Source organism: Pseudomonas sp. Fl5BN2, from assembly GCF_009908205.1.
In the GTDB taxonomy this organism is placed as follows: domain Bacteria; phylum Pseudomonadota; class Gammaproteobacteria; order Pseudomonadales; family Pseudomonadaceae; genus Aquipseudomonas.
The window spans coordinates 1-25,976 of sequence record NZ_JAAARL010000040.1 but is presented as its reverse complement, the minus strand read 5'-3'; the positions used below and the strand labels follow the sequence as shown (position 1 = coordinate 25,976).

Below are 25,976 nucleotides of genomic sequence, written 5' to 3'. Positions count from 1 at the left end.
ATTGCGGGGTAGGTATCAGGTACCCAGGACCTTGGAGGCCGCCCAGAACAAGCCGGCAGACAAGGCCACGGTCGCAGGCAGAGTCAGGATCCAGGCCAGGAGGATGGTCTTCACCGTACCGCCTTGCAGGCCGCTCTTGTTGGCGACCATGGTCCCGGCCACGCCGGAGGAGAGGACGTGGGTGGTGGAGACGGGCAGGCTGAAGATGTTTGCCAGGCCGATCAGGCCCGCCGCAGTGATTTGCGCCGACATGCCTTGGGCGTAAGTCATGCCTTGCTTGCCGATCTTCTCGCCAATGGTCTGTACCACGCGCTTCCAACCGATCATGGTGCCCAGGCCAAGAGCCAGGGCGACGGCCAGGATCACCCAGAACGGTGCGTACTCGGTGGTGGCGGTGAGGTCTTTGCGCAGCTTGTCGAGGTCAGCCTTTTCACGGGCGGTCAGGCCAGGCACCTTGCCGACCTTCTTCGCGGTGTCGTCCAGGCAGAGCAGATAGCGACGTACTTCGATGCGGCCTTCCGGCGACAGGGCGTGGTAGTCGGAAACTCCCTTGAGGCTGCCCAGCAGCGCGGCGATGGTCGGTTCGGTCTGTTGCGGATTGCAACGGAATTTACCCGGCAGATCGTCTTTCACGCTTTTACCCAGGGCCAGGAACTCGCCCAGGGAATCGTGATTGCGCTGATAGAACTGGCTCAGGTGCAGGGTTGCGTCCCGGGTCCGTTCGATCTGGTAGGTGGTGCTGTTGAGGTCGAGCACGAACTGGGCGGGCACGATACCGATCAGTACCAGCATGATCAGGCCGATACCTTTCTGGCCGTCGTTGGAGCCGTGGACGAAACTTACGGCCATGGCCGAGATAACCAGCACCAGGCGGTTCCAGAATGGCGGATGCTTCTTGTCATCGACCTTGCGCCGCTGTTCCGGGGTCTTGTGCATCTTCGAGATCGGGCGCCACCATTTCAGGCCGAGCAATACCAAGGCTGCAATAAGGAAGCCGGCCATCGGTGAGAACACTAGGGACGCACCGATATCGATCGCTTTCTGCCAGTTCACGCCATCGCTCAGGGGGATGTCGTTGAGCATGGCATTGGCCAGGCCGACACCGAGGATCGAACCGATCAGGGTGTGGGAGCTGGAGGCGGGAATACCGAAGTACCAGGTGCCCAGGTTCCAGGCGATGGCCGCGGCCAACAACGAGAAGACCATGGCCAGACCGTGACCGGTGTTGACATTGATCAGCAACTCGACCGGCAACAGGTGGACGATGGCGTAGGCTACGCCCACGCCGCCCAGCAGCACACCGAGGAAATTGAATACGCCGGAAAAGAATACGGCCAGGTGCGGCGGCATCGCTTTGGTGTAGATCACGGTGGCAACCGCATTAGCGGTGTCATGAAAGCCGTTGATGAACTCGTAGGCAAGGACAAAAGCCAGGGCGAGCAAGAGGCTCACAAGCACCCAAGCATCCAGTCCGCTGAATAAATCGATCATGAAGGTTTTCTGACCCGGTCATAAGGGGGCGCGATTATGCCAGAAAACCCTGGTAATCAATGCACAAGGTGCTCATCGGTAACATTCTTCAACGAAAAAGCTGACCGAGAGCAGAGTTTTCGCCAATTTTTGCCGGGCTTGGCAAGTCATTGACTTTATTGGGTTAAAACGTCGCGAGTAGTGGTTTGACCCAGGGAATGTTGGGCTTCAAACGCTTGTATGAAATTACAAAGAAAGGGCCTGCCGGGTGTCTCTCCTCGCCCAGGTGGGGCGAGGCGGTAAGGGGCCCGGGGTAGCGAGCATCAATAGTCTGCCTGGCCGCTGAGATCATCGAGCGGTCAAGGGAGCAAGCCCTGATAAAATCAGGCCGCCAGCATTATGGCTGTTCGGCCTTGAGCTCTTTTTCCATCTTTTGCAGCTCTTGGCTGAAGGCCTGATCGATAACACTTGCGCGTTTGCGCCAGGGTTTGCGTTCAGGTTCAGGCTGGGCGGCATAGCGGGTGATTTCGCCGCCATAAACTTCCTTGTAACGTTGCTCCTGGCGCTCAAGTTCCGCGCGCAGTTCGTCTTTCGTCACAGTGTTACCTAATTGGCTAGAGGTCCATTCCGGTGCAACGCATTGCCTTGGAGCGGCCATAAAGCACCAGACTCATTGCCTGTTGGGGCGCTGACTCTTGATTCTCTAAAGCGTGCCCTTTATTGCATGCGGCCACGTCACCGGATGAAAACGACTGTCGTAGCAACAGTGTTGTTTATTGCAAGCGGGTTGGCCGAATCTGATTTGTGGTCAAGCGCTTGCGACAGATGACTGATTACAACCTAAAGCCACCTGATTGAGGCAGAGGCGGGACCGACTCCACGTTCCTCACTCGAACAGTATAGCCTCGGCGAAGAATAACTCTATGGCTCACAAGTTTAAAACTGCCAACTTTATTGTGAGCGTTTTGTGACACGAAAGTTCTAATCACTTCCTGTACGACGGTTTTTGTCTTCGCACTCTGCTGCTCGAAGTCTATATGGGGTGATTCTCCTCTTTATACAAGTGACGAGCTGAAAAGTGACCTGCCACATCAGCATCCGAATAGCGATTGCGACGATGAGTTTTTGCAATAAGTCGGCGGGTTAATGTTTTGTCGCAGCCCGGGCGGCAGGTTGCGATTATCGGTCGATGGTTCGATAATCGCCCAATGTTGCAGGTGCCGGCTTGTGCTGTGTCTCCAATACGGCTTGTAATACGTAAGAATTTCGTCGCAGAGAACCTGAAATGAACGATCAGATGCGTAATTCCTTTACCTCAGTAGCTCCACCGATTGTGGCTTCCGCGGCGAAGAGGATTCAGGCGCTGACCGGCGACCCGGACTTCATGACGTCTCTGGCTCGGGGGCTAGCGGTGGTACAGGCATTTCAGGAGCGCAAGCGACACCTGACCATCGCCCAGATCAGCCACCGCACGGAGATTCCTCGAGCGGCAGTGCGTCGCTGCCTGCATACCCTGATCAAGCTGGGTTACGCCACCACCGACGGGCGCACCTATTCATTGTTGCCCAAAGTGCTGACCCTGGGTCACGCCTACCTGTCGTCGACACCCCTGGCGGTTTCCGCACAACCCTACCTGGACCGCATGAGCGAGCAACTGCACGAAGCCTGCAACATGGCAACCCTGGAAGGCGACGACATTCTTTACATCGCCCGTTCCGCGACCACCCAGCGGTTGATCTCCGTCGACCTCTCGGTAGGCGGGCGGTTACCGGCCTACTGCACTTCGATGGGGCGTATTCTGTTGGCCGCTCTGGATGACTCCTCGCTGCACGAATACCTCGAGCACGCTGACCTGCAGGCCAAGACCAGCCGTACCCTGCATACCCCGGAGGCGCTGCTGGAATGCCTGCAGCAAGTCCGTCAGCAGGGCTGGTGCATTGTCGACCAGGAACTGGAGCAAGGGCTGCGTTCCATTGCGGTGCCGGTGTACGACGCCTCGGGCCAGGTGCTGGCGGCACTGAACGTCAGCACTCACGCTGGTCGGGTCAGTCGTGCCGAGCTGGAGCAGCGGTTTCTTCCTGGCCTGTTGAGTGCCAGCCGCGATCTCAGCGCCCAGTTGTTTGCTTAAGCTGTTCGATAAACGCACAGATAAGCCTCTGATGAATTGACGCTGTTTCCCCTGGCTCATTAATGTCGCGGCAGCGTCATCGGCGGCAACGGGTGCGACCTGCCTGCCGCCGATGACCCGCCCAATAATAAAGAAGAGGCCAACACACATGAGCACGCTTTCCCTGCGTCGTTGCCGCGACCGTTCCTGCCGTCCCGCTAGAATCGCCTGATTCCACCATCTTTTCTCAAGTGACCTGATCAGCCCTGGCGGCATGCGCTCGCCTGCGTTTTAGCGTGGAAATAAACACCATGAACCAACCCCAATCCGCTGTAGGGAACTGCCTCGATGTGCAGTCCTTCATCAATGCCCAGCCCTTGTCCCGTTACCAGTGGCGAGTGGTGATCCTGTGTTTCCTGATTGTCTTCCTCGATGGCCTGGACACCGCCGCGATGGGCTTCATTGCCCCGGCGCTTTCCCAGGACTGGGGGATCGACCGTGCCAGCCTCGGCCCGGTGATGAGTGCCGCGTTGATCGGCATGGTCTTTGGTGCCCTGGGCTCCGGGCCTCTGGCTGACCGCTTCGGCCGCAAAGTGGTGCTGGTAGGCGCGGTACTGCTGTTCGGTGCCTTCAGCCTGGCTTCGGCCTACAGCAGCAACGTCGATCAGTTGCTGATATTGCGCTTCCTCACGGGTCTGGGGCTGGGGGCGGGGATGCCCAACGCCACTACGCTGCTCTCGGAATACACCCCCGAGCGCCACAAGTCGTTGCTGGTGACCAGCATGTTCTGCGGTTTCAACCTGGGTATGGCTGGTGGCGGTTTCATTTCCGCCAAGTTGATACCGGCTTTCGGTTGGCACAGCCTGCTGCTGATCGGCGGCGTCCTGCCGTTGATCCTGGCCCTGGTGCTGGTGGTCTGGCTGCCGGAATCGGCGCGTTACCTGGTGGTACGCAATCGCGGCACCGACAAAGTCCGCAAGACCCTGGCGCCGATTGCCCCGGCCATCGTCAGCGAGGCGGGCAGTTTCAGCGTGCCGGAGCAGAAGACAGTGAAGGCGCGCAACGTCTTTGCGGTGATCTTTTCCGGCACCTACAGTACCGGCACTTTATTGCTGTGGCTGACCTATTTCATGGGGCTGGTGATCGTCTACCTGCTGACCAGTTGGCTGCCGACCTTGATGCGCGACAGCGGCGCCAGCATGGAGCAGGCTGCCTTTATCGGCGCCTTGTTCCAGTTCGGCGGGGTACTTAGTGCCGTGGGGGTGGGTTGGGCGATGGATCGCTTCAACCCGCACAAGGTGATTGGCTGTTTCTACCTGCTGGCCGGAGTCTTCGCCTACGCCGTCGGGCAGAGCCTGGGCAACATCACCGTACTTGCCACTTTGGTCCTGATCGCTGGCATGTGCGTCAACGGCGCGCAATCGGCGATGCCGTCCCTGGCTGCGCGTTTCTACCCGACTCAGGGGCGTGCTACCGGGGTGTCGTGGATGCTCGGCATCGGTCGGTTCGGCGCGATTCTCGGCGCCTGGATGGGTGCCACCCTGCTGGGCCTGGGCTGGAACTTCGAGCAGGTGCTGACGGCCTTGGTGATCCCGGCGGCCTTGGCCACCACTGCGGTGGTGATCAAAGGCATGGTCAGTCATGCGGACGCCACCTGAGAGAGGGTCGATAGCCTCGCAACAATCCGTTCGATAATCGAACGCTCAGTCGATTATCGGATTGTTTGGGGTTTTGCTCCGGCTTAATCTTCAGTCACTGCGGCGCGCCCAGAGCGCCTTTTCTCCAGTCGCTGAATAACAACCGGGAGACCCCACCCATGGCTGCAATCCTTTCGCTGCACGACGCGGTGAAGCAGTTCATCAACGACGGCGATACCGTCGCGCTCGAAGGCTTCACCCATCTGATCCCTACGGCCGCAGGTCATGAAATCATCCGCCAGGGCAAGAAAGACCTGACCCTGGTACGGATGACGCCTGACCTGATCTATGACCAGTTGATCGGTGCCGGTTGCGCTCGCAAGCTGATTTTCTCCTGGGGTGGCAACCCTGGCGTGGGTTCCCTGCATCGCTTGCGCGACGCCGTGGAAAAACAATGGCCGCAGCCCCTGGAGATCGAGGAGCACAGCCACGCCGACTTGGCCAACGCTTACGTTGCAGGCGCTTCCGGCCTGCCATTCGCGGTATTGCGGGCCTATGCCGGCTCGGATCTGCCCAAGGTCAACCCGCTGATCAAGAGCGTGACCTGTCCCTTCACCGGTGAAGTGCTGGCCGCGGTGCCTTCGGTACGCCCTGACGTCACGGTGATCCACGCACAGAAGGCCGACCGCCAGGGCAACGTCCTGTTGTGGGGCATCCTTGGCGTGCAGAAAGAAGCGGCCCTGGCCGCCAAGCGTTGCATTGTCACCGTCGAGGAAATCGTCGATGACCTGAAGGCTCCGATGAACGCCTGCGTATTGCCAACCTGGGCCCTGAGTGCGGTTTGCCATGTGCCTGGCGGTGCTCATCCGTCCTACGCCCACGGCTACTCCGAGCGTGACAATCGCTTCTATCAGGCCTGGGACCCCATCGCCCGCGACCGTGAGACCTTCACCGCGTGGATCAACGAATACATCCACGGCAGTGCTGACTTCAGTGAATTCCAGGCCAAGCTGGCCGCCGCTTCGGAGGCCAAGTAATGACCTACTCCACCAACGAAATGATGACTGTTGCGGCGGCCCGTCGCCTGCAGAACGGCTCGGTCTGCTTCGTCGGCATCGGCTTGCCGTCCAAGGCCGCCAACCTGGCGCGCCTGACCTCGTCGCCGGACGTGGTGCTGATCTACGAGTCCGGCCCAATCGGTGCCAAGCCCAGCGTGTTGCCGTTGTCCATTGGTGACGGCGAGCTGGCGGAAACCGCCGATACCGTGGTCCCCACCGGTGAGATCTTCCGCTACTGGCTGCAGGGTGGACGCATTGACGTGGGTTTCCTTGGTGCGGCCCAGGTCGACCGTTTCGGCAACATCAATACCACCGTGGTGGGTGACTATCACCGGCCCAAGGTACGCCTGCCGGGCGCCGGCGGTGCTCCAGAGATTGCCGGTTCGGCAAAAAGCGTGTTGATCATCCTCAAGCAGTCGTCGCGTTCCTTCGTCGACAAGCTGGACTTCGTGACTTCCGTCGGTCACGGCGAAGGCGGCGACTCGCGCAAGCGCCTGGGCCTGCCTGGAGCCGGTCCGGTGGGAATCATCACCGACCTGTGCATCATGGAGCCGGAAGCCGACACCCACGAATTCATCGTCACGGCACTGCACCCGGGGGTGACCCGCGAGCAGGTGGTGGCCGCCACTGGCTGGGCCATCCGTTTCGCCGATCAGGTGGCCGAGACCGCCGTCCCTACCGAAGTCGAACTCACTGCCCTGCGTGACCTGGAAGCCCGCACTGCCGCGGCCCATGGTCAAGCGCCTGGAGAAGCCTGATGCGTGAGGTATTTATCTGTGATGCGATCCGTACCCCCATTGGCCGTTTTGGCGGGGGGCTGTCGGCAGTCCGCGCCGATGACCTGGCTGCGGTACCGATCAAGGCGCTGATGGAACGTAATCCAGCAGTGGACTGGAACGCCCTGGACGAGGTGTTCTTCGGCTGTGCCAACCAGGCCGGTGAGGACAACCGCAATGTGGCACGCATGGCGTTGCTGCTGGCAGGTCTGCCGGACAGCGTGCCGGGAGTCACCCTCAACCGCCTTTGTGCTTCGGGCATGGATGCCATCGGCACCGCGTTCCGTGCCATTGCCAGTGGTGAGATGGAACTGGCGATCGCCGGCGGCGTCGAGTCCATGTCCCGCGCGCCTTTTGTCATGGGCAAGGCCGACAGCGCCTTCTCGCGCAACATGAAACTGGAAGACACCACCATCGGCTGGCGTTTCATCAATCCGCTGATGAAAGCCCAGTACGGCGTGGATGCCATGCCGCAGACCGCCGACAACGTAGCGGACGACTACCAGGTGTCCCGTGCTGACCAGGACGCCTTTGCCCTGCGCAGCCAGCAGCGTACCGCCGCCGCCCAGGCCGCAGGGTTCTTCGCCGAGGAAATCGTCCCTGTGCGCATCGCCCACAAGAAGGGCGAGACCGTGGTGGAGCAGGACGAGCATCCTCGTGGCGACACCACCCTGGAGACCCTGGGCAAGCTCAAACCGGTCAATGGCCCGGACAAGACCGTCACCGCCGGCAATGCTTCGGGGGTCAACGACGGTGCTGCGGCATTAATCCTGGCCTCAGCCGAGGCGGTGAAAAAACACGGCCTGACGCCGCGTGCGCGAGTTCTGGGGATGGCCAGCGCCGGTGTCGCACCTCGGGTCATGGGCATCGGCCCGGTGCCGGCGGTGCGCAAGCTGGTTGAGCGCCTAGGGATCGTGGTCGGTGACTTCGACGTCATCGAGCTCAACGAGGCCTTTGCCAGCCAGGGTCTGGCGGTGTTGCGCGAGTTGGGTCTGGCGGACGACGCGCCGCAGGTCAACCCCAACGGCGGTGCTATCGCCCTGGGTCACCCATTGGGCATGAGCGGCGCGCGCCTGGTGTTGACCGCACTGCATCAACTGGAAAAGACCGGTGGTAAAAAAGGCCTGGCGACCATGTGCGTGGGTGTTGGCCAAGGTTTGGCACTGGCCATCGAGCGCGTCTGAATGACTGCCCTATATAAGAAGAGAACGAGGAACCACCATGAGTGACAAGCCCGGTTACCGGCGCCCGCAAGCGGGTACTCAGCCTGATTATCTGCACCCGGCCTACCAGTCGACCAACACCCGGTCGCCGTCCAAGCCGCTGGTGTTCCTGCCCCATTCGCTGTCGGAAATCACCGGCCCAAGCATCGGCGCCGAGTACCTGCAGGACCAGGACAACGACCTGACGGCCCAGCATGCCGGTGAGCCCCAGGGCGAGCGGATCATCATCCACGGCCGGGTACTGGACGAAAACGGACTGCCGGTGCCGGGGATCCTGGTGGAGATCTGGCAGGCCAACGCCGCCGGTCGCTACAACCATGACCGCGACCTGCACGACGCGCCCCTGGACCCGAACTTCACCGGCACCGGGCGCACCGTCACCGACGCCGATGGCTGGTACCAGTTCCAGACCATCAAGCCCGGCGCTTATCCGTGGGGCAACCACCACAATGCCTGGCGTCCGGCGCACATCCATTTCTCGCTGTTCGGCCCGAGTGTCCTCACCCGTCTGGTGACCCAGATGTATTTCCCCGGGGACCCGCTGTTGGCCTACGACCCGATCTACAACTGCGTGCCGGACACCCGTGCCAAGGAACGCCTGATCGCCAGTTTCGACCTGGAGAAAACCATTCCTTCCTATGCCCTCGGTTACCGTTGGGACATCGTCCTGCGCGGCCGTGACGCCACGCCGATGGAGAAATAACATGACCCTGACCGCGACCACGTCCCACACCGTTGGCCCCTACTACCACATCGGCCTGACCTGGCTGAACCGCGAGGACCTGACCCAGGCCGGTACCCTGGGCGAGCGGGTGGCAATCACCGGCCAGGTGGTGGACGGTAACGGCAACTTCGTCAACGACGCGATGCTGGAAGTCTGGCAGGCCAACGCCGCCGGTAAGTATCGCCACCCTGAAGACGACCAGGACAAAGCCCTGGATCCGAATTTCCAGGGCTTCGGGCGGGTGCCGGTGGATGCCGAGGGGCGCTTTCGCTTCACCACCATCAAGCCGGGTACTGTCCCGGGCCTCAAGGGCACGATCCAGGCGCCGCACCTGGTGGTGCTGGTGTTCGCCCGCGGCCTGGTCAAGCACCTGCTGACCCGCATCTACTTCGACGGCGAGCCGGCCAACGCTGCCGATCCGTTGCTGGCCTGTGTGCCCGCAGAGCGTCGCGAGACCTTGCTGGCCAAGACGGATGCCAGCGGCCAGTACCAATGGAATGTGATCCTCCAAGGCACTGATGTGGAAACCGTGTTCTTCGATTACTGACGGGAGGCGGCTGCCGTCCTGGCTCTTGTGGCGGCTGTCGCAGGCTGCGCCAGCCCGGGCGTGGCGATTGTGCTGACGCTGGCGCTATCGCCGACACGCCACCCGAGCTTTCGGCGGCGGCTACAGGGAGCGGGAATGTTGCCAGGTGTGTCTAGACTCACACTGTCCCCCACGAGTGAAAAGCCATGACTACAACTACAAGTCACTACACCGGAGAGGAACGCCGCAAAAGGATTTTTGCAATTGTCGGTGCCTCCTCCGGCAACCTGGTGGAATGGTTCGACTTCTACGTCTATGCCTTTTGCGCCATCTACTTTGCTCCGGCGTTCTTCCCCTCTGATGATCCTACGGTGCAGTTGCTCAACACTGCCGGGGTGTTCGCCGCAGGCTTTTTGATGCGCCCCATCGGTGGCTGGTTGTTCGGCCGGGTCGCCGACCGCCACGGGCGCAAGAACTCGATGATGATCTCGGTGCTGATGATGTGCGCCGGTTCCCTGGTCATTGCCTTCCTGCCGACCTATGCCAGCATCGGCGCCTGGGCACCGTTCCTGCTGCTGGTGGCGCGCCTGTTTCAGGGGCTGTCGGTAGGGGGCGAATACGGCACCACCGCCACCTACATGAGTGAAGTGGCGCTCAAGGGCCAGCGCGGTTTCTTCGCGTCCTTCCAGTACGTGACCCTGATTGGCGGGCAACTGCTGGCGGTGTTGGTGCTGGTGATCCTCCAGCAGTTTCTCGATGAAGCGGAGCTCAAGGCCTGGGGCTGGCGCGTTCCATTCGTGATCGGCGCCATGGCGGCGGTGATCTCCCTGCTGCTGCGCCGTTCGCTAAAGGAAACCACCAGCAAGGAGATGCGCGAGGACAAGGACGCCGGCAGCATCGCGGCGTTGTTCAAGAATCACTCGGCGGCCTTTATTACCGTGCTCGGCTACACCGCCGGCGGCTCGCTGATTTTCTACACATTCACCACCTATATGCAGAAGTACCTGGTGAACACCGCAGGCATGCACGCCAAAACCGCCAGCTACATCATGACCGGCGCGCTGTTCCTCTACATGTGCATGCAGCCGTTGTTCGGCATGCTCGCGGACAAGATCGGCCGGCGCCGTTCGATGCTCTGGTTCGGTGCCCTGGGTACCTTGTTCACGGTACCGATCCTGTTGACCCTGAAGACCGTTACCAGCCCTTTCCTGGCCTTCGTATTGATCACTCTGGCCCTGTCCATCGTCAGCTTCTACACCTCCATCAGCGGCCTGGTGAAGGCCGAGATGTTCCCGCCGCAGGTGCGCGCGCTAGGGGTGGGCTTGGCTTATGCGGTGGCCAATGCGATCTTCGGTGGCTCGGCGGAGTGGGTGGCCCTGAACTTCAAGAACATGGGCATGGAAAACACCTTCTATTGGTACGTCACAGTGATGATGGCGATTGCCTTTCTGTTCAGCCTGCGTTTGCCGAAACAGGCCGCGTACCTGCACCACGATCTTTGACCTGTGTGCCTGCGCCCGGCTCGGGCGCAGGCTTGCTAAGGACTGTTTATGACCTTGACTGCGAGCAATCAGTTGTTCGATGCCTACTTTACTGCCCGGGAAATGCGCAGAGTATTCTGCGATCAGGGGCGGGTCCAGGCGATGCTCGATTTCGAAGCGGCCCTGGCCCGGGCCCAGGCCCGGGTTGGGGTGATCCCCGCCAGTGCGGTGGCGCCCATCGAGTCGGCCTGTCACGCCGCGCTGTATGACTTCCAACTGCTGGGCGAAGCGATTGCCACGGCCGGCAATTCGGCGATTCCCCTGGTCAAGGCTCTGGGCAAGCAGATTGCCCGCTGCGATGGCGAGGCCGAGCGCTTTGTGCACCTGGGAGCCACCAGCCAGGACGTGATGGACAGCGGCTTGGTGCTGCAACTGCGCCGCGCCATGCAACTGCTGGAGCAGGACCTGGAGCGCCTGGGGGGGATCCTGGCCGCCCAGGCCAAACGTTTTGCCGCGACCCCGATGGCCGGCCGGACCTGGTTGCAACACGCCACGCCGGTGACCCTGGGCATGAAGATCGCCGGGTGGTTGGGGGCTCTGACCCGCAGTCGCGAGCGCCTGCAGCAACTCAAGCCGCGCCTGCTGGTGCTGCAGTTCGGCGGTGCCTCCGGGACCCTGGCTGCCCTGGGCGAACAGGCGCTGCCCATCGCCGAAGCCCTGGCCGACGAATTACACCTGAGCCTGCCGGAACAGCCCTGGCACACCCAGCGCGATCGCCTGGTGGAGTTTGCCTCGGTGCTGGGCTTGCTGGCCGGCAGCCTGGGCAAGCTGGGACGGGACATCAGCCTGCTGATGCAGACCGAGGCGGCCGAAGTCTTCGAACCCTCGGCGCCGGGCAAGGGTGGTTCGTCCACCATGCCGCACAAGCGCAATCCGGTGGGTGCAGCGGTCTTGATCAGCGCGGCGACTCGGGTGCCTGGCCTGTTGGCGACGATGTTCAGCGCCATGCCCCAGGAGCACGAACGCAGCCTGGGCCTGTGGCACGCCGAATGGGAAACCCTGCCGGAAATCTGCTGCCTGGTGTCCGGCGCCCTGCAACAAGCCTTGCTGGTGGCCGAGGGTCTGGAAGTCGACAGCACGCGGATGGCGCGCAACCTCGACCTGACCCAGGGGCTGGTGCTTGCCGAGGCGGTGAGCATCGCCCTGGCCCAGCGCCTGGGCCGGGAAACCGCCCACCATTTGCTGGAACAATGCTGCAAGCGCGCGGTGGCCGAACAGCGCCATCTGCGCGCGGTGTTGGGGGATGAGCCCCAGGTCACGGCCGAGCTGTCGGCGGCGGACCTGGACCGTCTATTGGACCCGGCGCATTACCTGGGCCAGGCGCAGGCCTGGGTCGAGCGTGCCGTGGCTGAACATTTTGCCTTGAAGGCCTGAAGGAGACTGCTGTGGGATTCGTGAAACTCGCCGAGGGCGATCTGCACTATCAACTCGAAGGGCCCGAGGGCGCGCCGGTACTGGTGCTGTCCAACTCCCTGGGCACCGATCTGAACATGTGGGACAAGCAGATGACGGCTTTCACCCGGCATTTCCGGGTGCTGCGGATGGACACCCGTGGCCATGGCCGCTCCCTGGTCACCGAAGGCCCCTATAGCATCGAGCAACTGGGGCGCGACGTCGTCGCGCTGCTGGATGCCCTGGATATCCCGCGCGCACATTTCTGCGGTTTGTCCATGGGCGGGTTGATCGGCCAGTGGCTGGGGATCAACGCCGGCGAACGCCTGCACAAGCTGGTGGTGTGCAACACCGCGGCGAAGATTGGCGAGCCGTCGGTGTGGAACCCGCGGATCGAGACCGTGCTGCGTGATGGCCAGGCGGCCATGGTGGCGCTGCGCGATGCCTCAATCGCCCGCTGGTTCACCGCCGACTTCGCCGAAGCTCACCCTGACCAGGCCAAGCAGATCACTGACATGCTCGCGGCCACCTCGCCGCAAGGCTATGCGGCCAACTGCGCGGCGGTGCGGGATGCGGATTTCCGTGAGCAACTGGGAGTGATCAAGGTGCCGACCCTGGTGATTGCCGGCACTGAAGACGCTGTGACACCACCGTCCGGCGGGCACTTCATCCAGCAGCACGTGGCGGGCGCCGAGTACGCCGAGTTCTATGCCGCGCACCTGTCCAACGTCCAGGCCGGCGACGCTTTCAGCGCCCGGGTCGTGGATTTCCTGCTGGCCTGAGAGACGATTCAAGGAGCCCTTTGTGGACGAGAAGCAACGCTATGACGAAGGCATGCAGGTACGCCGCGCGGTGTTGGGCGATGCCCATGTCGACCGCAGCCTGAATGCCCTGACCGAGTTCAACTCGGAGTTCCAGGAAATGATCACCCGCCATGCCTGGGGCGACATCTGGACCCGCCCGGGCCTGCCGCGGCACACCCGCAGCCTGATCACCATCGCCATGCTGATCGGCATGAACCGCAACGAAGAACTCAAGCTGCACCTGCGCGCCGCGGCCAACAATGGCGTGAGCCGCAGCGAGATCAAGGAAGTGATCATGCAGAGTGCGATCTACTGCGGCATCCCGGCGGCCAACGCCACCTTCCACCTGGCGGAATCGGTGTGGGACGAGTTGGGCACCGAATCGCGCCTGTAGGAGCCGGCTTGCCGGCGAAGGGGCGTGTCGGTTGATCTGCGGTGCCCCTGATCGCGAGCAAGCTCGCTCCTACAGGAGCGAGATCGCGATCTGCTCGGGGCAGGTTTACAGCAGGCTGAGCGGGTAGCTGATGATCAGGCGGTTCTCATCGAACTCGTTGTTGCTGAAGTCCCGGCGCATGGTGGAGTTGCGCCATTTCAGGTTGAGGTTTTTCAGCGTGCCGCTCTGCACGGTGTACGCCAGTTCGCTTTCCCGGCCCCATTCCTTGCCGTTGCTGACGGTGGCGGTGTGTACGTTGCTGCCGCTGATGTAGCGGTTCATCAGCGTCAGGCCCGGTACGCCGAGGGCGGCGAAGTTGTAGTCATGGCGCACCTGCCAGGATTTTTCCTTGGCGTTGTCGTAGCTGGCGTTGAAGCTGTCGTTGGCCAGGGTGCCGCCGCTGGTGCCGTTGACCCGCATCCAGCCGTTGTCGCCGGTGAGCTTCTGCAAGCCGACATAGAAGGTGTTGCCGCCGTATTTGGCTGAGAACAGGCCGGACCAGGTACGGTTTTCCAGATCGCCGGCGCGGGCGCTGCCGTCTTCCTTGCCATAGAAGAAGCCGAGGTTGGCGCCCAGGGTCCAGTCGCCCAGGGGTTGGCTGTGGATCAGGTTGACGAACTGCTGGCTGTAGATGTCCTTGAGCTCGGCATTCCACAGGCCGATCTGGGTGCGTTTGTCGTTGAAGGCGTATTCCGCACCCTGGAAGTTGAAGCGATCGGAGGTGAAGGCCGCTTTGCCGAACATCGTCATGTCGCTCATGCTGCTGTCGTCGCGCGGGCTGTTGCCGCGGAACTGGCCGCCGTAGAGGGTCAGGCCGGCAATTTCCTTCGAGGTGATCTGGCCGCCACGGAAGGTCTGTGGCAATGAGCGGCCATCATCCGAGCGCAGGATCGGTAGCACGGGCATCCACTCGCCGACCTTGACCTCGGTCTGCGACAGTCGAGCCTTGAAGGCCACTCCCAGGCGCCCGAAGTTGTCTGCCGGGCGGCCGTCGTGATCCAGGGGGAGCAACTGGGTGCCACCGGTGCCTTTGCCGCCATCGAGTTTCTGCGAGTACAGCCCCAGTACGTCGATACCGAAACCGACGGTGCCTTGGGTGAACCCGGACTTGGCATCGAGAATGAAGCTCTGGGTCCATTCCTCGGCCTTGCCCTGAGCCTTGCTCGGGTTGGTGAAGTTGCGGTTGATGTAGAAGTTGCGCAGGTTCAGGTTGGCCTGGGCGTCTTCGAAAAAGCCCGACTCCTCGGCCACTGCCGGCAACGCCGCACTGGCCAGTGCCAGGGCCAGAAGGCTGGGTAGAAGGGGTTGAGGTGCAGTGTTTGGCTTCATTGATCGGTCTCTCTAATTGTTAGGGGCGCAGCAACGCACTGCCGTAAAAGTCCATGCAGACAGGTTTCAAGGTGTGCAAGTTGGAGCTTGAAGGTCAGCCGGAACGGGCAGGGCGTGAGGGCATGGCATCGAACCTGTTGTTATTGGTTTGTCCAGGTGCCGGGAATGGTGCGACGCCCATCAGGGGCAATCAATTGGAGGAAATGCTTTCTGGGCGATCAGCGAACACAAATGTCCTAATCAGTACATATAAAAAAACCCACCGTCAGGTGGGTTTTCATGCAACGGAGCGTGCTTTAGAACAGGTGCAGCGCCGGTGCCTTTTCAGATACCGCTTCGTTCTTCGCAGTCTGCTCGCCCCAACCACCGCCGAGGGCCTTGTACAGATTGACCTCGCTGGTCAGCTGCGACAGGCGATCAGTGATCAACGCCTGCTGGGCGCTGAACAGCGACCGCTGGGCATCGAGGAAGGTCAGGTTGCTGTCGACGCCAATGCGATAGCGGCGCTCGGCCAGACGGTAGTAGTCCTGGTTGGCGCTGACGAAATCACGCTGGGCCTGCAACTGCTGGTTGTAGGTCTGGCGTGCTGCCAGGCCATCGGAGACCTCCTGGAAGGCGGTTTGGATGGACTTCTCGTACTGCGCGACGCTGATGTCTTTCTGGATCTTCGAGTAGTCCAGGCTGGCACGCAGACTGCCTGCGTTGAAGATCGGCAGGTTGATCTGCGGCTGGAACAGCCAGGTCCCCGAGCCCCCCTTGAACAGGCCCGACAGGTCCGGGCTCAAGGTGCCGGCGTTGGCCGTCAGGCTGATGCTCGGGAAGAACGCTGCTCGTGCCGCGCCAATGTTGGCATTGGCCGCTTTCAGCTTGTACTCGGCTTCGAGGATGTCCGGACGCCGTTGCAGCAGCTCCGACGGCAGGCCCGCTGGCAGATCGCTCAGCAGGTCGGCCGACAGCGGTTCGGCAGTCGGCAGGCTGGCCGGAATCGCCGTGCCCAGCAACAGGGTCAGGCTGTTTTCATCCTGGGCCACCTGGCGGGTGTAGCGCGCCAGTTGTACCCGGGCGTTTTCCACTGAGGTCCGTGACTGGCTCAGGTCCAGGGCCGAGGCCACACCCACTTCGTTGCTGCGGGAAGTCAGGCGGTAGCTTTCTTCGTAAGCCCCGAGGGTGTCCTGGGTCAGCTTCAGCAGTTCCTTGTCGGCTTGCCAGGTCATGTAGGCATTGGCCACGCTGGCCACCAGGCTGATCTGGGTGCTGCGGCGAGCCTCTTCGCTGGAGAAATAGGTCTGCAAGGCCTGCTCGCTCAAGCTGCGGACACGGCCGAACAGGTCCAGCTCATAGGCGCTGATGCCGACGGTGGCGGAGTACTGGCTGGAGATCATCTCCTTGCCGGAGCTCGAAGCCCGGGCCGGCAGACGCTGGCGTTGGCCGCTGCCGTTGGCGGAAACCGCCGGGAACAGGTCGGCGCGCTGGATCTGGTACTGCGCGGCATAGGCGTCGATGTTCAGCGCCGCGACCTTGAGATCACGGTTGTTTTCCAGCGCGGTCTGGATCAGCTGCTGCAGCGCCGGGTCATGGAAGAACTGCCGCCAGCCCTGTTCGGCGGCCGCCACGTTGGCGGCCTCCTTTGGCGAGTAGGCAGGGCCTTGGGGGAATTGCGCCGCCACCGGCGCTTCCGGTCGCTGATAATCCGGTATCAGCGAGCAACCACTTAGCGCAATGGCGGTGATTGCCAGGGAGAGTAGCGACTTGCTCATTGGCCAGCCTCATTAGGGTTTGCAGTAGTTTCTGATTGGTCCGCTTTCCTGCGGCCCATGGACGATACGGTGACGAAGAACAACGGTACCCAGAAGATCGCCAGAATCGTCGCGGTGAGCATACCGCCAATTACCCCGGTACCGATCGCATGCTGGCTGCCCGAACCGGCGCCGGTGGAGACGGCCAGTGGCACAACCCCAAGGACGAAGGCCAGGGAGGTCATGATGATCGGACGCAGACGCATGCGGCAGGCTTCTACCGCGGCGTCCACCAGGCTACGGCCCTGCTCATGCAGTTCCTTGGCGAACTCGACGATCAGAATGGCGTTTTTCGCCGCCAGGCCGATGGTCACCAACAGCCCCACCTGGAAGTACACGTCGTTGGACAGACCCCGCAGGCTGGTGGCCATCAGTGCACCGATGATCCCCAGTGGCACCACCAACATGACCGCGATCGGAATCGACCAGCTTTCATACAGTGCCGCCAGACACAGGAACACCATCAGCAGGGACAAGGCGTACAACGCAGGTGCCTGGGAGCCTGATAGACGTTCCTCGTAGGACAGACCGGTCCAGGAGATACCGACACCTGGTGGCAGTTTTGCCGCGATGGCTTCGACTTCCGCCATGGCCTCGCCGGTACTGTAGCCAGGGGCTGGCGCACCGAGAATTTCCATGGCTTCAACGCCGTTGTAACGGGCCAGCTTCGGCGAACCGTAGATCCACTCGCCCTTGGCGAAGGAGGAGAACGGCACCATGGTCCCGGCGCTGTTGCGTACGTACCACTTCTTCAGGTCTTCGGGGCTCATGCGTGCACCGGCCTGACCCTGGATGTAGACCTTCTTCACTCGACCACGGTCGATGAAGTCGTTGACGTAGCTACTGCCCAGGGCAATCGACAGGGTGTTGTTGATGTCGGTGAGGGTCACGCCCAAGGCACTGGCGCGTTCGTCATCGATGCTCAACTGGTATTGCGGTTCATCGCTCAGGCCGTTCGGACGCACCTGAGACAGCACTTTGCTCTGGGCCGCCATGCCAAGGAACTGGTTACGCGCAGCCATCAGCTTGTCGTGACCGATACCGGCGCGGTCCTGGAGGAACACGTCGAAACCGGTGGCGTTACCCAACTCCAGTACTGCCGGTGGCGCGAAGGCGAACACCATTGCGTCACGGAAGCTGAAGAAGTGCTGCTGGGCGCGGTTCGCCAGGTTGAACACACTGTTTTCCGCAGAGCGCTCGCCCCACGGCTTGAGCATGATGAAGGCCATACCCGAGCTCTGGCCGCGACCGGCGAAGTTGAAACCGTTCACAGTGAACACCGAGGCGACGGTGTCCTTTTCCTTGTCCAGCAGGTAGGCGCGCATTTCATCGACCACTACCTGGGTCCGCTCGGCACTGGAACCGGCTGGCGTCTGTACCTGGGCGAACAGAACGCCCTGGTCTTCTTCCGGCAGGAACGCTGTCGGGATGCGGGTGAACAGCCAGATCATGCCGAGCACGATCAACACGTAGGCCAGCAGGTAAGGCACCTTGTGCCGCAGCATGTTGCCGACGCCACGCTCGTAGCTTTTCACGCTGCGATCGAAGGTCCGGTTGAACCAGCCGAAGAAACCGCGCTTCTCGGTGGCGTGTTCGCCTTGTGGCACGGCCTTGAGCATGGTGGCGCACAGGGCTGGGGTGAAGATCAGGGCGACCAGCACCGACAGGGCCATGGCCGATACCACGGTGATCGAGAACTGTTTGTAGATCACCCCGGTGGAGCCGCTGAAGAACGCCATCGGCAGCAGTACCGCGGACAGCACCAGGGCGATACCCACCAGGGCTCCCTGGATCTGGCCCATGGACTTTTTCGTTGCTTCCTTGGGTGACAGGCCTTCCTCGTGCATGACCCGTTCGACGTTCTCCACCACGACGATGGCGTCGTCCACCAGCAAGCCGATGGCCAGCACCATGCCGAACATAGTCAGGGTGTTGATACTGAACCCGGCCGCCGCGAGGATGCCGAAGGTCCCCAGCAGTACCACCGGCACCGTCATGGTGGTGATCACCGTGGCGCGGAAGTTCTGCAGGAACAGGAACATCACCAGGAACACCAGGACGATCGCTTCCACCAGGGTTTCAACCACACCCTTGATGGATTCAGTCACCACCGGGGTGGTGTCGTACGGGAATACCACCTTCATGCCCTGCGGGAAGAAGGGTTCCAGGTCCTTGATGGTGTTGCGCAGAGCCTTGGCCGTGTCCAGGGCGTTGGCACCGTTGGCCAGTTTCACCGCCAGGCCGGACGCCGGACTGCCGTTGAACTGGGCGCTGACGGCGTAGTTCTCGCCGCCCAGGCTGACGTCCGCGACGTCACCCAGGCGCACTTGCGAGCCGTCCTTGTTGACCTTAAGCAAAATCGCCTTGAACTGCTCGGCGGTCTGCAGGCGGGTCTTGCCGATGATGGTGGCGTTGAGTTGCTGGCCGGGCAGGGCGGGCAGGCCGCCGATCTGGCCGGACGATACCTGGACGTTCTGTGCCGCAACCGCGGTCTTCACATCCACTGGGGTCAGGTTGTAGTTGTTCAGTTTGGCCGGGTCGAGCCAGATCCGCATCGCGTACTGGGCACCAAACACCTGGAAGTCACCGACACCCGCGGTCCGCGAGATCGGGTCCTGCATGTTCGACACGATGTAGTTCGACAGGTCGTCCTTGGACATGCTGCCGTCCTCGGACACCACGCCGATCACCAGCAGGAAGTTCTTCACTGCCTTGGTCACGCGGATACCCTGTTGCTGCACTTCCTGAGGCAGCAGCGGGGTGGCCAGGTTGAGCTTGTTCTGCACCTGGACCTGCGCGGTGTCCGAGTTGGTGCCCTGCTCGAAGGTCGCGGTGATGGTCATGCTGCCGTCGGAGTTACTTTCCGAGGACACATAACGCAGGTTGTCGATACCGTTGAGCTGCTGCTCGATCACCTGGACCACGGTGTCCTGCACAGTCTGTGCGGAAGCGCCTGGGTAGGTCACGGAGATCGCGATCGCCGGAGGAGCAATGCTCGGGTACTGGTTGATCGGCAATTTGAGGATCGATAGAGCCCCGACCAACATGATCACCAGGGCAATTACCCAGGCGAAAATCGGACGGTCGATAAAAAATTTCGACATGGTTTACTCCCCTTTGCCGCCTGCAGCTTTGTCAGTTGCCTGTGCGGGGGCCGGGTTCTTCGCTGCTACATTGGTCGCTTCGCTGGCTTTGACTTCAACGCCTGGCTTGACGAATTGCAGACCCTCGGTGATCAGGCGATCACCGGCTTTCAGGCCATCTTCCACCAGCCACTGGGTACCGACAGTGCGGCTGGCCTTGAGCTGACGCAGTTCGACCTTGTTATCCGGGCCAACCACCAGAGCGGTTGGGGTGCCCTTGAGGTCACGGGTCACGCCTTGTTGTGGCGCCAGGATTGCGGCAGTGTTCACCCCGGCTTGCAACTGGGCGTGTACGAACATGCCCGGCAGCAGGGTGTGCTGAGGGTTCGGGAACACTGCGCGCAGGGTCACCGAACCGGTGGTTTCATCCACCGAGACTTCGGAAAACTCCAGTTTGCCATCGAGCTTGTACTGGCTGCCGTCTTCCAGGGTCAGTTTGACCTTGGCGGCGTTCTCGCCGACTTTCTGCAGGCGGCCACTTTCCAGCTCACGACGCAACTCCAGCAGCTCCACCGAGGACTGGGTGACGTCGACGTAGATCGGGTCCAACTGCTGGATCACCGCCATGGCATCGGCCTGGCCGTTGCTCACCAGCGCGCCCTCGGTCACCGAGGAACGGCCGATACGACCGGTCAATGGCGACAGCACCTTGGTGTAGCGCAGGTTGATCTGGACGCTTTGCAGCGAGGCTTCCGACTGCAGGCGGTTGGCCACGGCAGTGTCGTATTCCTGGCGGCTCACGGCCTGTTCATTGACCAATTGCTTGTAGCGGTCGGAAATCGACTTGGTCGATTGCAGATTGGCCTCGGCACTCTTCAGCGTTGCCTCATAGACCGATGGATCGATCTGATAAAGCTGCTGACCTTCCTTAACGTCTCCACCTTCTTTGAACAAACGCTTGAGAATGATCCCGTTTACCTGTGGGCGAACTTCTGCAATACGGAACGCGGTGGTCCGGCCCGGGAGTTCGGAAGTCAAGGTAAAGGCTTGTGTTTGCAGGGTGACCACGCCGACCTGAGGGGCTTGAGGGGCTGGCGCCGCCTCTTCCTTTTTACATCCGCTGAGCAGCGATGCCAGGGCGACGGCAGTAACCAGAGCGGTAACAGCTGGCTTGAATTGCATGAAGATCCTCGGGTCAGGCACGCGAGAGGCGCACAAGAAAAGTGGAAGGGTAAAAAGAGTTGGCTGAGTGGATTAGTAGCTTGCTAAGGAATATACTTACGTTCATGGCTGTTTGTAAATACCCTGGCGGCGTACCCATCCGGTTACAAAAGCCTCAGTAGGTGTTGAATTGTAGGCTGGGCAAACGGCACCTGAGATGCCGTTCCATATTTATTCAGAAGGTCTTCACGCATCGCTGAAAGATCCTGATCGAGGTTTTACTGCCATGGTCCGTCGTACCAAAGAGGAAGCTCAAGAAACCCGTAGCCAAATACTCGAGGCGGCCGAAAAGGCCTTTTACGAGCGTGGCGTGGCGCGTACTACCCTGGCCGATATCGCGGCGCTGGCGGGGGTGACGCGGGGCGCTATCTACTGGCACTTCAGCAATAAGGCCGACCTGGTGCAGGCCATGCTCGACAGCCTGCGTGAACCGCTGGATGAGATGGCCGCAGCCAGTGAAAATGTAGATGAGATGGATCCGTTGGGCTGGATACGCAAATTGCTCATTCATTTGTTTCATCAAGTTGCCCTGGACCCGAAAACCCGTCGCATCAATGAAATCCTGTTTCATAAGTGCGAATTCACCGATGAAATGTGCGACCTGCGCCGCCAGCGTCGCGCTGCCAGCCTGGACTGCAACGTACACATCGAGTTGGCACTGCGTAATGCAGTCAATCGTGGGCAATTGCCCGAAAACCTCGACACGACGAGGGCGGCTATCAGCATGCATGCGTTTATCGATGGCATCCTTTACCAATGGTTGCTGGCCCCGGAAAGCTTCGCCCTGCACACCGAGGCAGAGCGCTGGATCGACATCGGGCTGGATATGCTGCGCCTGAGCCCAAGTCTCCGTCATTAAGACAACATGCGTAATTGAGTCCAGTTGTGTCAACATTTAAGGCGAGGGATGTTCATTCCTGCGGTCGCCAGATCGCGATGGGGTGCTTTTATATACGGGCTGGCCGCATCTTGATAGATAGCGAGCTACGTATTTTGTAGGGGATTTGTTGCGGGTGTGTGAATGAGTGTGAACCCTTCACCGTTCAGCGGCGCAGAATAGCCGATCAAGGGGATCGCGCTGATTTGCCTGGCTGTTCTGCTTTTCGCCAGCCATGACGCGCTGTCCAAGTACCTCCTGATCTTTGGCCTGACCCCGGACAGCTACGGCCTGGTTGGCTCGCTGTGATCTGCCTAAGTGGCCTGGCAGTGGCCTGGGCCCACTGCAAACGTTGAACCTGGCACCCGCGGGCGCATGCAAAATTTGCCTCAAGCTGTGATCCAGCGACAATCCTGCGTACGCCGAAAGTCCTGCTGTCCTATACACAGCCTTCGCAGCGGCTATTGGCAACGTGCAGGCAATAAAAAGCCCCGGCTCTGGCGAGCCGGGGCTTTTTTGTCAGCTGCGCAGGCTTACAGCGTCGGGTAGTCGATGTAGCCAACCGGGCCTTTGGAGTAGAAGGTTTCCGGGTGCGCTTGGTTCAGCGGTGCGTCAGCCTTCAACCGGGCTGGCAGATCCGGGTTGGCGATGAAGGGCACGCCGAATGCTACGGCATCAGCCTTGCCGCTGGCCAGCCAGGCATTGGCACTGTCCTTGGTGAAACGCTCGTTGGCGATGTACGGGCCGCCGAAGGCCGCTTTCAGCTGCGGGCCCAGGCTGTCAGCGCCTTCTTTTTCGCGGGAGCAGATAAAGGCGATGCCGCGTTTGCCCAGCTCGCGAGCTACGTAAGTGAAGGTCTCCGCCAGGTTGTCGTCACCCATGTCATGGGAGTCGGCACGGGGGGCCAGGTGCACGCCCACTCGGCCGGCGCCCCAGATCTCGATGGCGGCGTCGGTGACTTCCAGCAGCAGGCGGGCACGGTTCTCCAGGGAGCCGCCGTACTGGTCGGTGCGCTGGTTGGTGCTGCTTTGCAGGAACTGGTCCAGCAGGTAACCGTTGGCGCCGTGGATTTCCACGCCATCGAAACCGGCAGCCTTGGCGTTTTCCGCACCGACCCGGTAAGCGTCGACGATGTCGGCGATCTCAGCGGTTTCCAGGGCGCGCGGGGTTGGGTAGTCGGCCAGTGGGCGCACCAGGCTGACATGGCCCTTGGGCTGGATGGCGCTTGGCGCCACTGGCGTTTCACCGTCCAGGTAGGACGGGTGGGAAATCCGGCCCACGTGCCACAGCTGCAGGAAGATCTTGCCGCCAGCGCCATGCACTGCCTTGGTCACGTTGGACCAGCCACGCACCTGGTCGTTGGACCAGATGCCGGGAGTGTCCGGGTAGCCCACGCCCATTGGGGTCACCGAGGTGGCCTCGCTGAGGATCAGGCCAGCGGAAGCCCGCTGCACGTAGTACTCGGCCATCAGTGCGTTGGGTACGCGGCCAGCGTCGGCGCGGCAGCGGGTCAGCGGCGCCATGATGATGCGGTTGGACAGCTCGAGGTCGCCGATCTTGATCGGATCAAAGATAGTCGTCATGGAATGCAGCCTTCTATATAGGAAAGAAACGGATCAGTGGGTCGCAGGGGCCAGTTCGGCGTTGCCGCCCTGGCGAAAGGTAATCAACGTCACCAGCAGGGCCAGGATCGCCAGGACCGCCGCCGCCAATGGCACGCTGGTCAGGCCGAAACCGTGGGCGATGACGCTGCCGCCGACCCAGGCGCCCAGGGCGTTGCCGATGTTGAAGGCGCCGATGTTCAGGGTAGAAACCAGGTTCGGCGCGGCCTTGCCGAAGGTCACCACATTGACCTGCAGTGCCGGCACTGCCGCGAAGGAGGCGGTGGCCCAGAGGAACAGGGTGATTTCCGTGGGGATCAGCGCAACGCTGGTCCAGGTCAGCACAGTGGACACCACGGCCATGGCCGCGAACACGCCGATCAGGGTGGCCCCCAGGCGCTTGTCCGCTAGCTTGCCGCCAATGATGTTGCCCAGGGTCAGGCCCAGGCCGATCAGCAGTAGGGTCCAGGTCACGCCCTTGGGCGATACGCCGGTGACATCGCCAAGCAGCGGCGCGACATAGGTGAACAGGGTGAACATCGACGCCGAAAATAGCGCGGTCATGCTCAGGGACAGCCAGATCCCCGCGCCCTTGAGGGCCGCCAGTTCCGCACGCATGTCGAGTTTTTCCTCGTCACGCTTGGCCGGCAGAAAGCGCAGCAGGCCGATCAATGCCACCACGCCGATCACTGTCACCGCCCAGAAGGTCGAGCGCCAGCCGGCTTCCTGGCCCAGCGCGGTGCCCAGCGGTACGCCGAGCACGTTGGCCAGGGTCAGCCCGGTGAACATCAGGGCCACTGCCGAAGCACGCTTGTTGGCGGGCACCAGGCCTGCTGCGACTACTGAACCAATACCGAAGAAGGCGCCGTGGCACAGCGCGGTGATTATCCGGGCGAACATCAGCACGTTGTAATCACTGGCCAGTGCACACAGCAGGTTGCCGACAATGAAGATCCCCATCAAGGCCACCAGGGCGGCCTTGCGTGGCAGCCGGGCGGTCGCCAGGGCCATGAACGGTGCCCCGATAGCCACGCCCAGGGCATAACCGGTGACTAGCCAGCCGGCGCCGGGAATCGATACCCCAAGGTCCGCCGCCACATCGGGCAGCAAGCCCATGATGACGAACTCGGTGGTGCCGATAGCGAAGGCGCTCAAGGCCAGGATGAGCAGTGAAAGGGGCATTGTCGGGTCCTTGTCAGATCAGAGCTGTTGGCTCATTTGCGTGAGGAACTGCTGGATGGTTTCCTCATTGCGTTTGAAAAAATGCCATTGGCCGACTTTGCGGCTGCTGATCAGGCCAGCACGTTGCAGGGTGGCGAGGTGGGCGGAGACGGTCGACTGCGACAGGCCGCAGCGTTGATCGATCTGCCCGGCACACACGCCGTGCTCATTGCTGTGGGCCTGATCGGGAAATTCGACAGTCGGGTCTTTCAGCCAGTGCAGGATTTCTCTGCGTACAGGATGAGCCAGAGCTTTTATTATTTCGTCGAGGTCGAGGGACATGGCGGTGCTCGTTTTCCGTAAAACGTTGTATCGCGATGAGGCGAAATTTAAATCGTTATTTCGCGATATACCAATATGATTTTGATCTTAAGTCATTCTTTATCGGTATATCGAGTTATAACGATATATTTGGCGCGGTGCTAAGCTGCGCGAATGAATTATCTCGCACATCTGCACCTCGGCGGCCAGCGCCCGGGTCAATTACTCGGCAGCTTGTATGGCGATTTCGTCAAAGGGCGCCTGCAAGGGCAGTTTCCCCCCGAGGTCGAGGCGGCGATCCAGCTGCATCGGCGCATTGATACCTACACCGATAGCCACCCGCTGGTGGCGGCGGCGCTGTCGCGTTTCTCCCTGACCCGGCGACGTTATGCCGGGATTGTCATCGATGTGTTCTTCGATCATTGCCTGGCCCGGGACTGGAGCCAGTACGCCGATCGCCCCTTGCCGCAGTTCACTGCCGACGTCTATCGGGCACTGGCGGCCGAACCGCAACTGCCGGGACGGCTGGCGCAGATTGCGCCCTACATGGCGGCCGATGACTGGCTCGGTTCCTATCGAGATTTCCAGATTCTGGATCAGGTATTGCGCGGCATCGCCCGGCGCCTGTCGCGGCCGGAGGAACTGACTGCCGCGATGATCGAGCTGGAGCGGCTATATCAGCCCTTGAGCGAAGATTTCCGAGCCTTCTACCCGCAACTGCAGAGCTTCGTCGCAGAACGCACCCAACCGAATGAGGCCTTGTAGGAGCTGGCTTGTAGTGGTCCAGTTTTTTTGGACCATCCTGTAGGAGTATTAGGCCGCCAGCCTTTCAAAAGCAGCTGGCGGCAGGTTGTTCGAGGCAGAGTGACAACGCCGATGGTTGTAATGAGCGATAAA

General features: G+C 61.4%; 22 protein-coding genes and 1 pseudogene. 14 read left to right on the top strand and 9 right to left on the bottom strand.

The window, feature by feature from the left end:
* Positions 1-15 precede the first annotated feature (15 nt).
* Together GV819_RS31880 and GV819_RS31875 are read right to left on the bottom strand one after the other, a co-directional pair.
* The gene (locus tag GV819_RS31880) at positions 16-1,491 is read right to left on the bottom strand and encodes an inorganic phosphate transporter (protein WP_161760002.1); all 1,476 of its coding nucleotides are present in this window, start codon (positions 1,489-1,491) and stop codon (positions 16-18) included.
* A gap of 376 nt (positions 1,492-1,867) precedes the next feature.
* Positions 1,868-2,068: a hypothetical protein gene (locus GV819_RS31875; protein WP_161760007.1), complete on the bottom strand. Its 201-nt coding sequence runs from the start codon at positions 2,066-2,068 to the stop codon at positions 1,868-1,870.
* A gap of 687 nt (positions 2,069-2,755) precedes the next feature.
* On the opposite strand from GV819_RS31875, the gene pcaR reads away from it, so the two are divergent.
* From pcaR to pcaC, 11 genes are all read left to right on the top strand, one after another.
* The gene (gene pcaR, locus GV819_RS31870; RefSeq protein WP_016962563.1) at positions 2,756-3,598 is read left to right on the top strand and encodes a pca regulon transcriptional regulator PcaR; all 843 of its coding nucleotides are present in this window, start codon (positions 2,756-2,758) and stop codon (positions 3,596-3,598) included.
* 290 nt (positions 3,599-3,888) lie between these two features.
* Complete coding sequence (locus GV819_RS31865) at positions 3,889-5,235, top strand: MFS transporter (protein WP_161760001.1); 1,347 nt, start codon at positions 3,889-3,891, stop codon at positions 5,233-5,235.
* Between the two features lie 158 nt (positions 5,236-5,393).
* Positions 5,394-6,251, top strand: a complete 858-nt coding sequence (locus tag GV819_RS31860) for a CoA transferase subunit A (protein WP_161760000.1) — start codon at positions 5,394-5,396, stop codon at positions 6,249-6,251.
* Complete coding sequence (locus tag GV819_RS31855; RefSeq protein WP_161759999.1) at positions 6,251-7,030, top strand: CoA-transferase subunit beta; 780 nt, start codon at positions 6,251-6,253, stop codon at positions 7,028-7,030. Before GV819_RS31860 ends, GV819_RS31855 begins: the two co-directional genes overlap by 1 nt.
* Positions 7,027-8,232, top strand: a complete 1,206-nt coding sequence (gene pcaF, locus GV819_RS31850; RefSeq protein WP_178126153.1) for a 3-oxoadipyl-CoA thiolase — start codon at positions 7,027-7,029, stop codon at positions 8,230-8,232. Before GV819_RS31855 ends, pcaF begins: the two co-directional genes overlap by 4 nt.
* Before the next feature lie 37 nt (positions 8,233-8,269).
* On the top strand, positions 8,270-8,974 hold the full coding sequence (pcaH, locus tag GV819_RS31845; protein WP_161759997.1) for a protocatechuate 3,4-dioxygenase subunit beta: 705 nt from the start codon (positions 8,270-8,272) through the stop codon (positions 8,972-8,974).
* A 1-nt stretch (position 8,975) separates the two neighbouring features.
* The gene (gene pcaG, locus GV819_RS31840) at positions 8,976-9,542 is read left to right on the top strand and encodes a protocatechuate 3,4-dioxygenase subunit alpha (RefSeq protein ID WP_161759996.1); all 567 of its coding nucleotides are present in this window, start codon (positions 8,976-8,978) and stop codon (positions 9,540-9,542) included.
* 185 nt (positions 9,543-9,727) lie between these two features.
* Entirely contained in the window at positions 9,728-11,023 is a 1,296-nt protein-coding gene (locus GV819_RS31835; protein WP_161759995.1) for an MFS family transporter, read from the top strand.
* A gap of 48 nt (positions 11,024-11,071) precedes the next feature.
* Positions 11,072-12,436, top strand: a complete 1,365-nt coding sequence (locus GV819_RS31830) for a 3-carboxy-cis,cis-muconate cycloisomerase (RefSeq protein ID WP_161759994.1) — start codon at positions 11,072-11,074, stop codon at positions 12,434-12,436.
* 11 nt (positions 12,437-12,447) lie between these two features.
* Positions 12,448-13,236, top strand: coding sequence for a 3-oxoadipate enol-lactonase (gene pcaD / locus GV819_RS31825; protein WP_161759993.1), 789 nt, complete (start codon positions 12,448-12,450; stop codon positions 13,234-13,236).
* Positions 13,237-13,258: 22 nt separating this feature from the next.
* The gene (pcaC, locus tag GV819_RS31820; protein WP_161759992.1) at positions 13,259-13,651 is read left to right on the top strand and encodes a 4-carboxymuconolactone decarboxylase; all 393 of its coding nucleotides are present in this window, start codon (positions 13,259-13,261) and stop codon (positions 13,649-13,651) included.
* 105 nt (positions 13,652-13,756) lie between these two features.
* Here pcaC and GV819_RS31815 read toward each other — a convergent pair whose 3' ends face one another.
* The 4 genes from GV819_RS31815 to emhA form a co-directional block, all read right to left on the bottom strand.
* A complete protein-coding gene (locus tag GV819_RS31815) occupies positions 13,757-15,019 on the bottom strand; it encodes an OprD family porin (protein WP_161759991.1) in 1,263 nt (420 codons plus the stop codon).
* A gap of 296 nt (positions 15,020-15,315) precedes the next feature.
* A complete protein-coding gene (gene adeC, locus GV819_RS31810; RefSeq protein ID WP_161759990.1) occupies positions 15,316-16,776 on the bottom strand; it encodes an AdeC/AdeK/OprM family multidrug efflux complex outer membrane factor in 1,461 nt (486 codons plus the stop codon).
* The gene (locus GV819_RS31805; RefSeq protein WP_161759989.1) at positions 16,773-19,919 is read right to left on the bottom strand and encodes an efflux RND transporter permease subunit; all 3,147 of its coding nucleotides are present in this window, start codon (positions 19,917-19,919) and stop codon (positions 16,773-16,775) included. Before GV819_RS31805 ends, adeC begins: the two co-directional genes overlap by 4 nt.
* A 3-nt stretch (positions 19,920-19,922) precedes the next feature.
* The gene (emhA, locus tag GV819_RS31800) at positions 19,923-21,080 is read right to left on the bottom strand and encodes an efflux RND transporter periplasmic adaptor subunit EmhA (protein ID WP_161759988.1); all 1,158 of its coding nucleotides are present in this window, start codon (positions 21,078-21,080) and stop codon (positions 19,923-19,925) included.
* Positions 21,081-21,345: 265 nt separating this feature from the next.
* Between emhA and emhR the strand changes: the two genes are divergently transcribed.
* Positions 21,346-21,978 carry an efflux system transcriptional repressor EmhR gene (gene emhR, locus GV819_RS31795; RefSeq protein WP_161760006.1) on the top strand — a complete coding sequence of 211 codons (633 nt, stop codon included), beginning with the start codon at positions 21,346-21,348 and terminating at the stop codon, positions 21,976-21,978.
* 162 nt (positions 21,979-22,140) lie between these two features.
* A pseudogene (locus tag GV819_RS33430) lies at positions 22,141-22,254 on the top strand (DMT family transporter); the annotation flags it as partial.
* A 275-nt stretch (positions 22,255-22,529) separates the two neighbouring features.
* Here the strand turns inward: GV819_RS33430 and GV819_RS31785 are convergent.
* Genes GV819_RS31785 through GV819_RS31775 form a run of 3 tightly spaced genes read right to left on the bottom strand, consistent with a single transcriptional unit; the run spans position 22,530 to position 25,100 of the window.
* Entirely contained in the window at positions 22,530-23,579 is a 1,050-nt protein-coding gene (locus GV819_RS31785) for an alkene reductase (protein ID WP_161759987.1), read from the bottom strand.
* A 33-nt stretch (positions 23,580-23,612) separates the two neighbouring features.
* Entirely contained in the window at positions 23,613-24,779 is a 1,167-nt protein-coding gene (locus GV819_RS31780; RefSeq protein WP_161759986.1) for an MFS transporter, read from the bottom strand.
* An 18-nt stretch (positions 24,780-24,797) separates the two neighbouring features.
* The gene (locus GV819_RS31775) at positions 24,798-25,100 is read right to left on the bottom strand and encodes an ArsR/SmtB family transcription factor (RefSeq protein WP_011059679.1); all 303 of its coding nucleotides are present in this window, start codon (positions 25,098-25,100) and stop codon (positions 24,798-24,800) included.
* Between the two features lie 153 nt (positions 25,101-25,253).
* Between GV819_RS31775 and GV819_RS31770 the strand changes: the two genes are divergently transcribed.
* A complete protein-coding gene (locus tag GV819_RS31770) occupies positions 25,254-25,844 on the top strand; it encodes an ACP phosphodiesterase (RefSeq protein WP_161759985.1) in 591 nt (196 codons plus the stop codon).
* Positions 25,845-25,976 lie beyond the last annotated feature (132 nt).

What these genes read in the sequence shown, in the direction of transcription:
- GV819_RS31880 (WP_161760002.1), bottom strand. Translation starts at nt 1,491, where the DNA reads ATGATCGATTTATTCAGCGGACTGGATGCTTGGGTGCTTGTGAGCCTC.
- pcaR (WP_016962563.1), top strand. Translation starts at nt 2,756, where the DNA reads ATGAACGATCAGATGCGTAATTCCTTTACCTCAGTAGCTCCACCGATT.
- GV819_RS31865 (WP_161760001.1), top strand. Translation starts at nt 3,889, where the DNA reads ATGAACCAACCCCAATCCGCTGTAGGGAACTGCCTCGATGTGCAGTCC.
- GV819_RS31860 (WP_161760000.1), top strand. Translation starts at nt 5,394, where the DNA reads ATGGCTGCAATCCTTTCGCTGCACGACGCGGTGAAGCAGTTCATCAAC.
- GV819_RS31855 (WP_161759999.1), top strand. Translation starts at nt 6,251, where the DNA reads ATGACCTACTCCACCAACGAAATGATGACTGTTGCGGCGGCCCGTCGC.
- pcaH (WP_161759997.1), top strand. Translation starts at nt 8,270, where the DNA reads ATGAGTGACAAGCCCGGTTACCGGCGCCCGCAAGCGGGTACTCAGCCT.
- pcaG (WP_161759996.1), top strand. Translation starts at nt 8,976, where the DNA reads ATGACCCTGACCGCGACCACGTCCCACACCGTTGGCCCCTACTACCAC.
- GV819_RS31835 (WP_161759995.1), top strand. Translation starts at nt 9,728, where the DNA reads ATGACTACAACTACAAGTCACTACACCGGAGAGGAACGCCGCAAAAGG.
- GV819_RS31830 (WP_161759994.1), top strand. Translation starts at nt 11,072, where the DNA reads ATGACCTTGACTGCGAGCAATCAGTTGTTCGATGCCTACTTTACTGCC.
- GV819_RS31815 (WP_161759991.1), bottom strand. Translation starts at nt 15,019, where the DNA reads ATGAAGCCAAACACTGCACCTCAACCCCTTCTACCCAGCCTTCTGGCC.
- adeC (WP_161759990.1), bottom strand. Translation starts at nt 16,776, where the DNA reads ATGAGCAAGTCGCTACTCTCCCTGGCAATCACCGCCATTGCGCTAAGT.
- GV819_RS31805 (WP_161759989.1), bottom strand. Translation starts at nt 19,919, where the DNA reads ATGTCGAAATTTTTTATCGACCGTCCGATTTTCGCCTGGGTAATTGCC.
- emhA (WP_161759988.1), bottom strand. Translation starts at nt 21,080, where the DNA reads ATGCAATTCAAGCCAGCTGTTACCGCTCTGGTTACTGCCGTCGCCCTG.
- emhR (WP_161760006.1), top strand. Translation starts at nt 21,346, where the DNA reads ATGGTCCGTCGTACCAAAGAGGAAGCTCAAGAAACCCGTAGCCAAATA.
- GV819_RS31785 (WP_161759987.1), bottom strand. Translation starts at nt 23,579, where the DNA reads ATGACGACTATCTTTGATCCGATCAAGATCGGCGACCTCGAGCTGTCC.
- GV819_RS31780 (WP_161759986.1), bottom strand. Translation starts at nt 24,779, where the DNA reads ATGCCCCTTTCACTGCTCATCCTGGCCTTGAGCGCCTTCGCTATCGGC.
- GV819_RS31775 (WP_011059679.1), bottom strand. Translation starts at nt 25,100, where the DNA reads ATGTCCCTCGACCTCGACGAAATAATAAAAGCTCTGGCTCATCCTGTA.
- GV819_RS31770 (WP_161759985.1), top strand. Translation starts at nt 25,254, where the DNA reads ATGAATTATCTCGCACATCTGCACCTCGGCGGCCAGCGCCCGGGTCAA.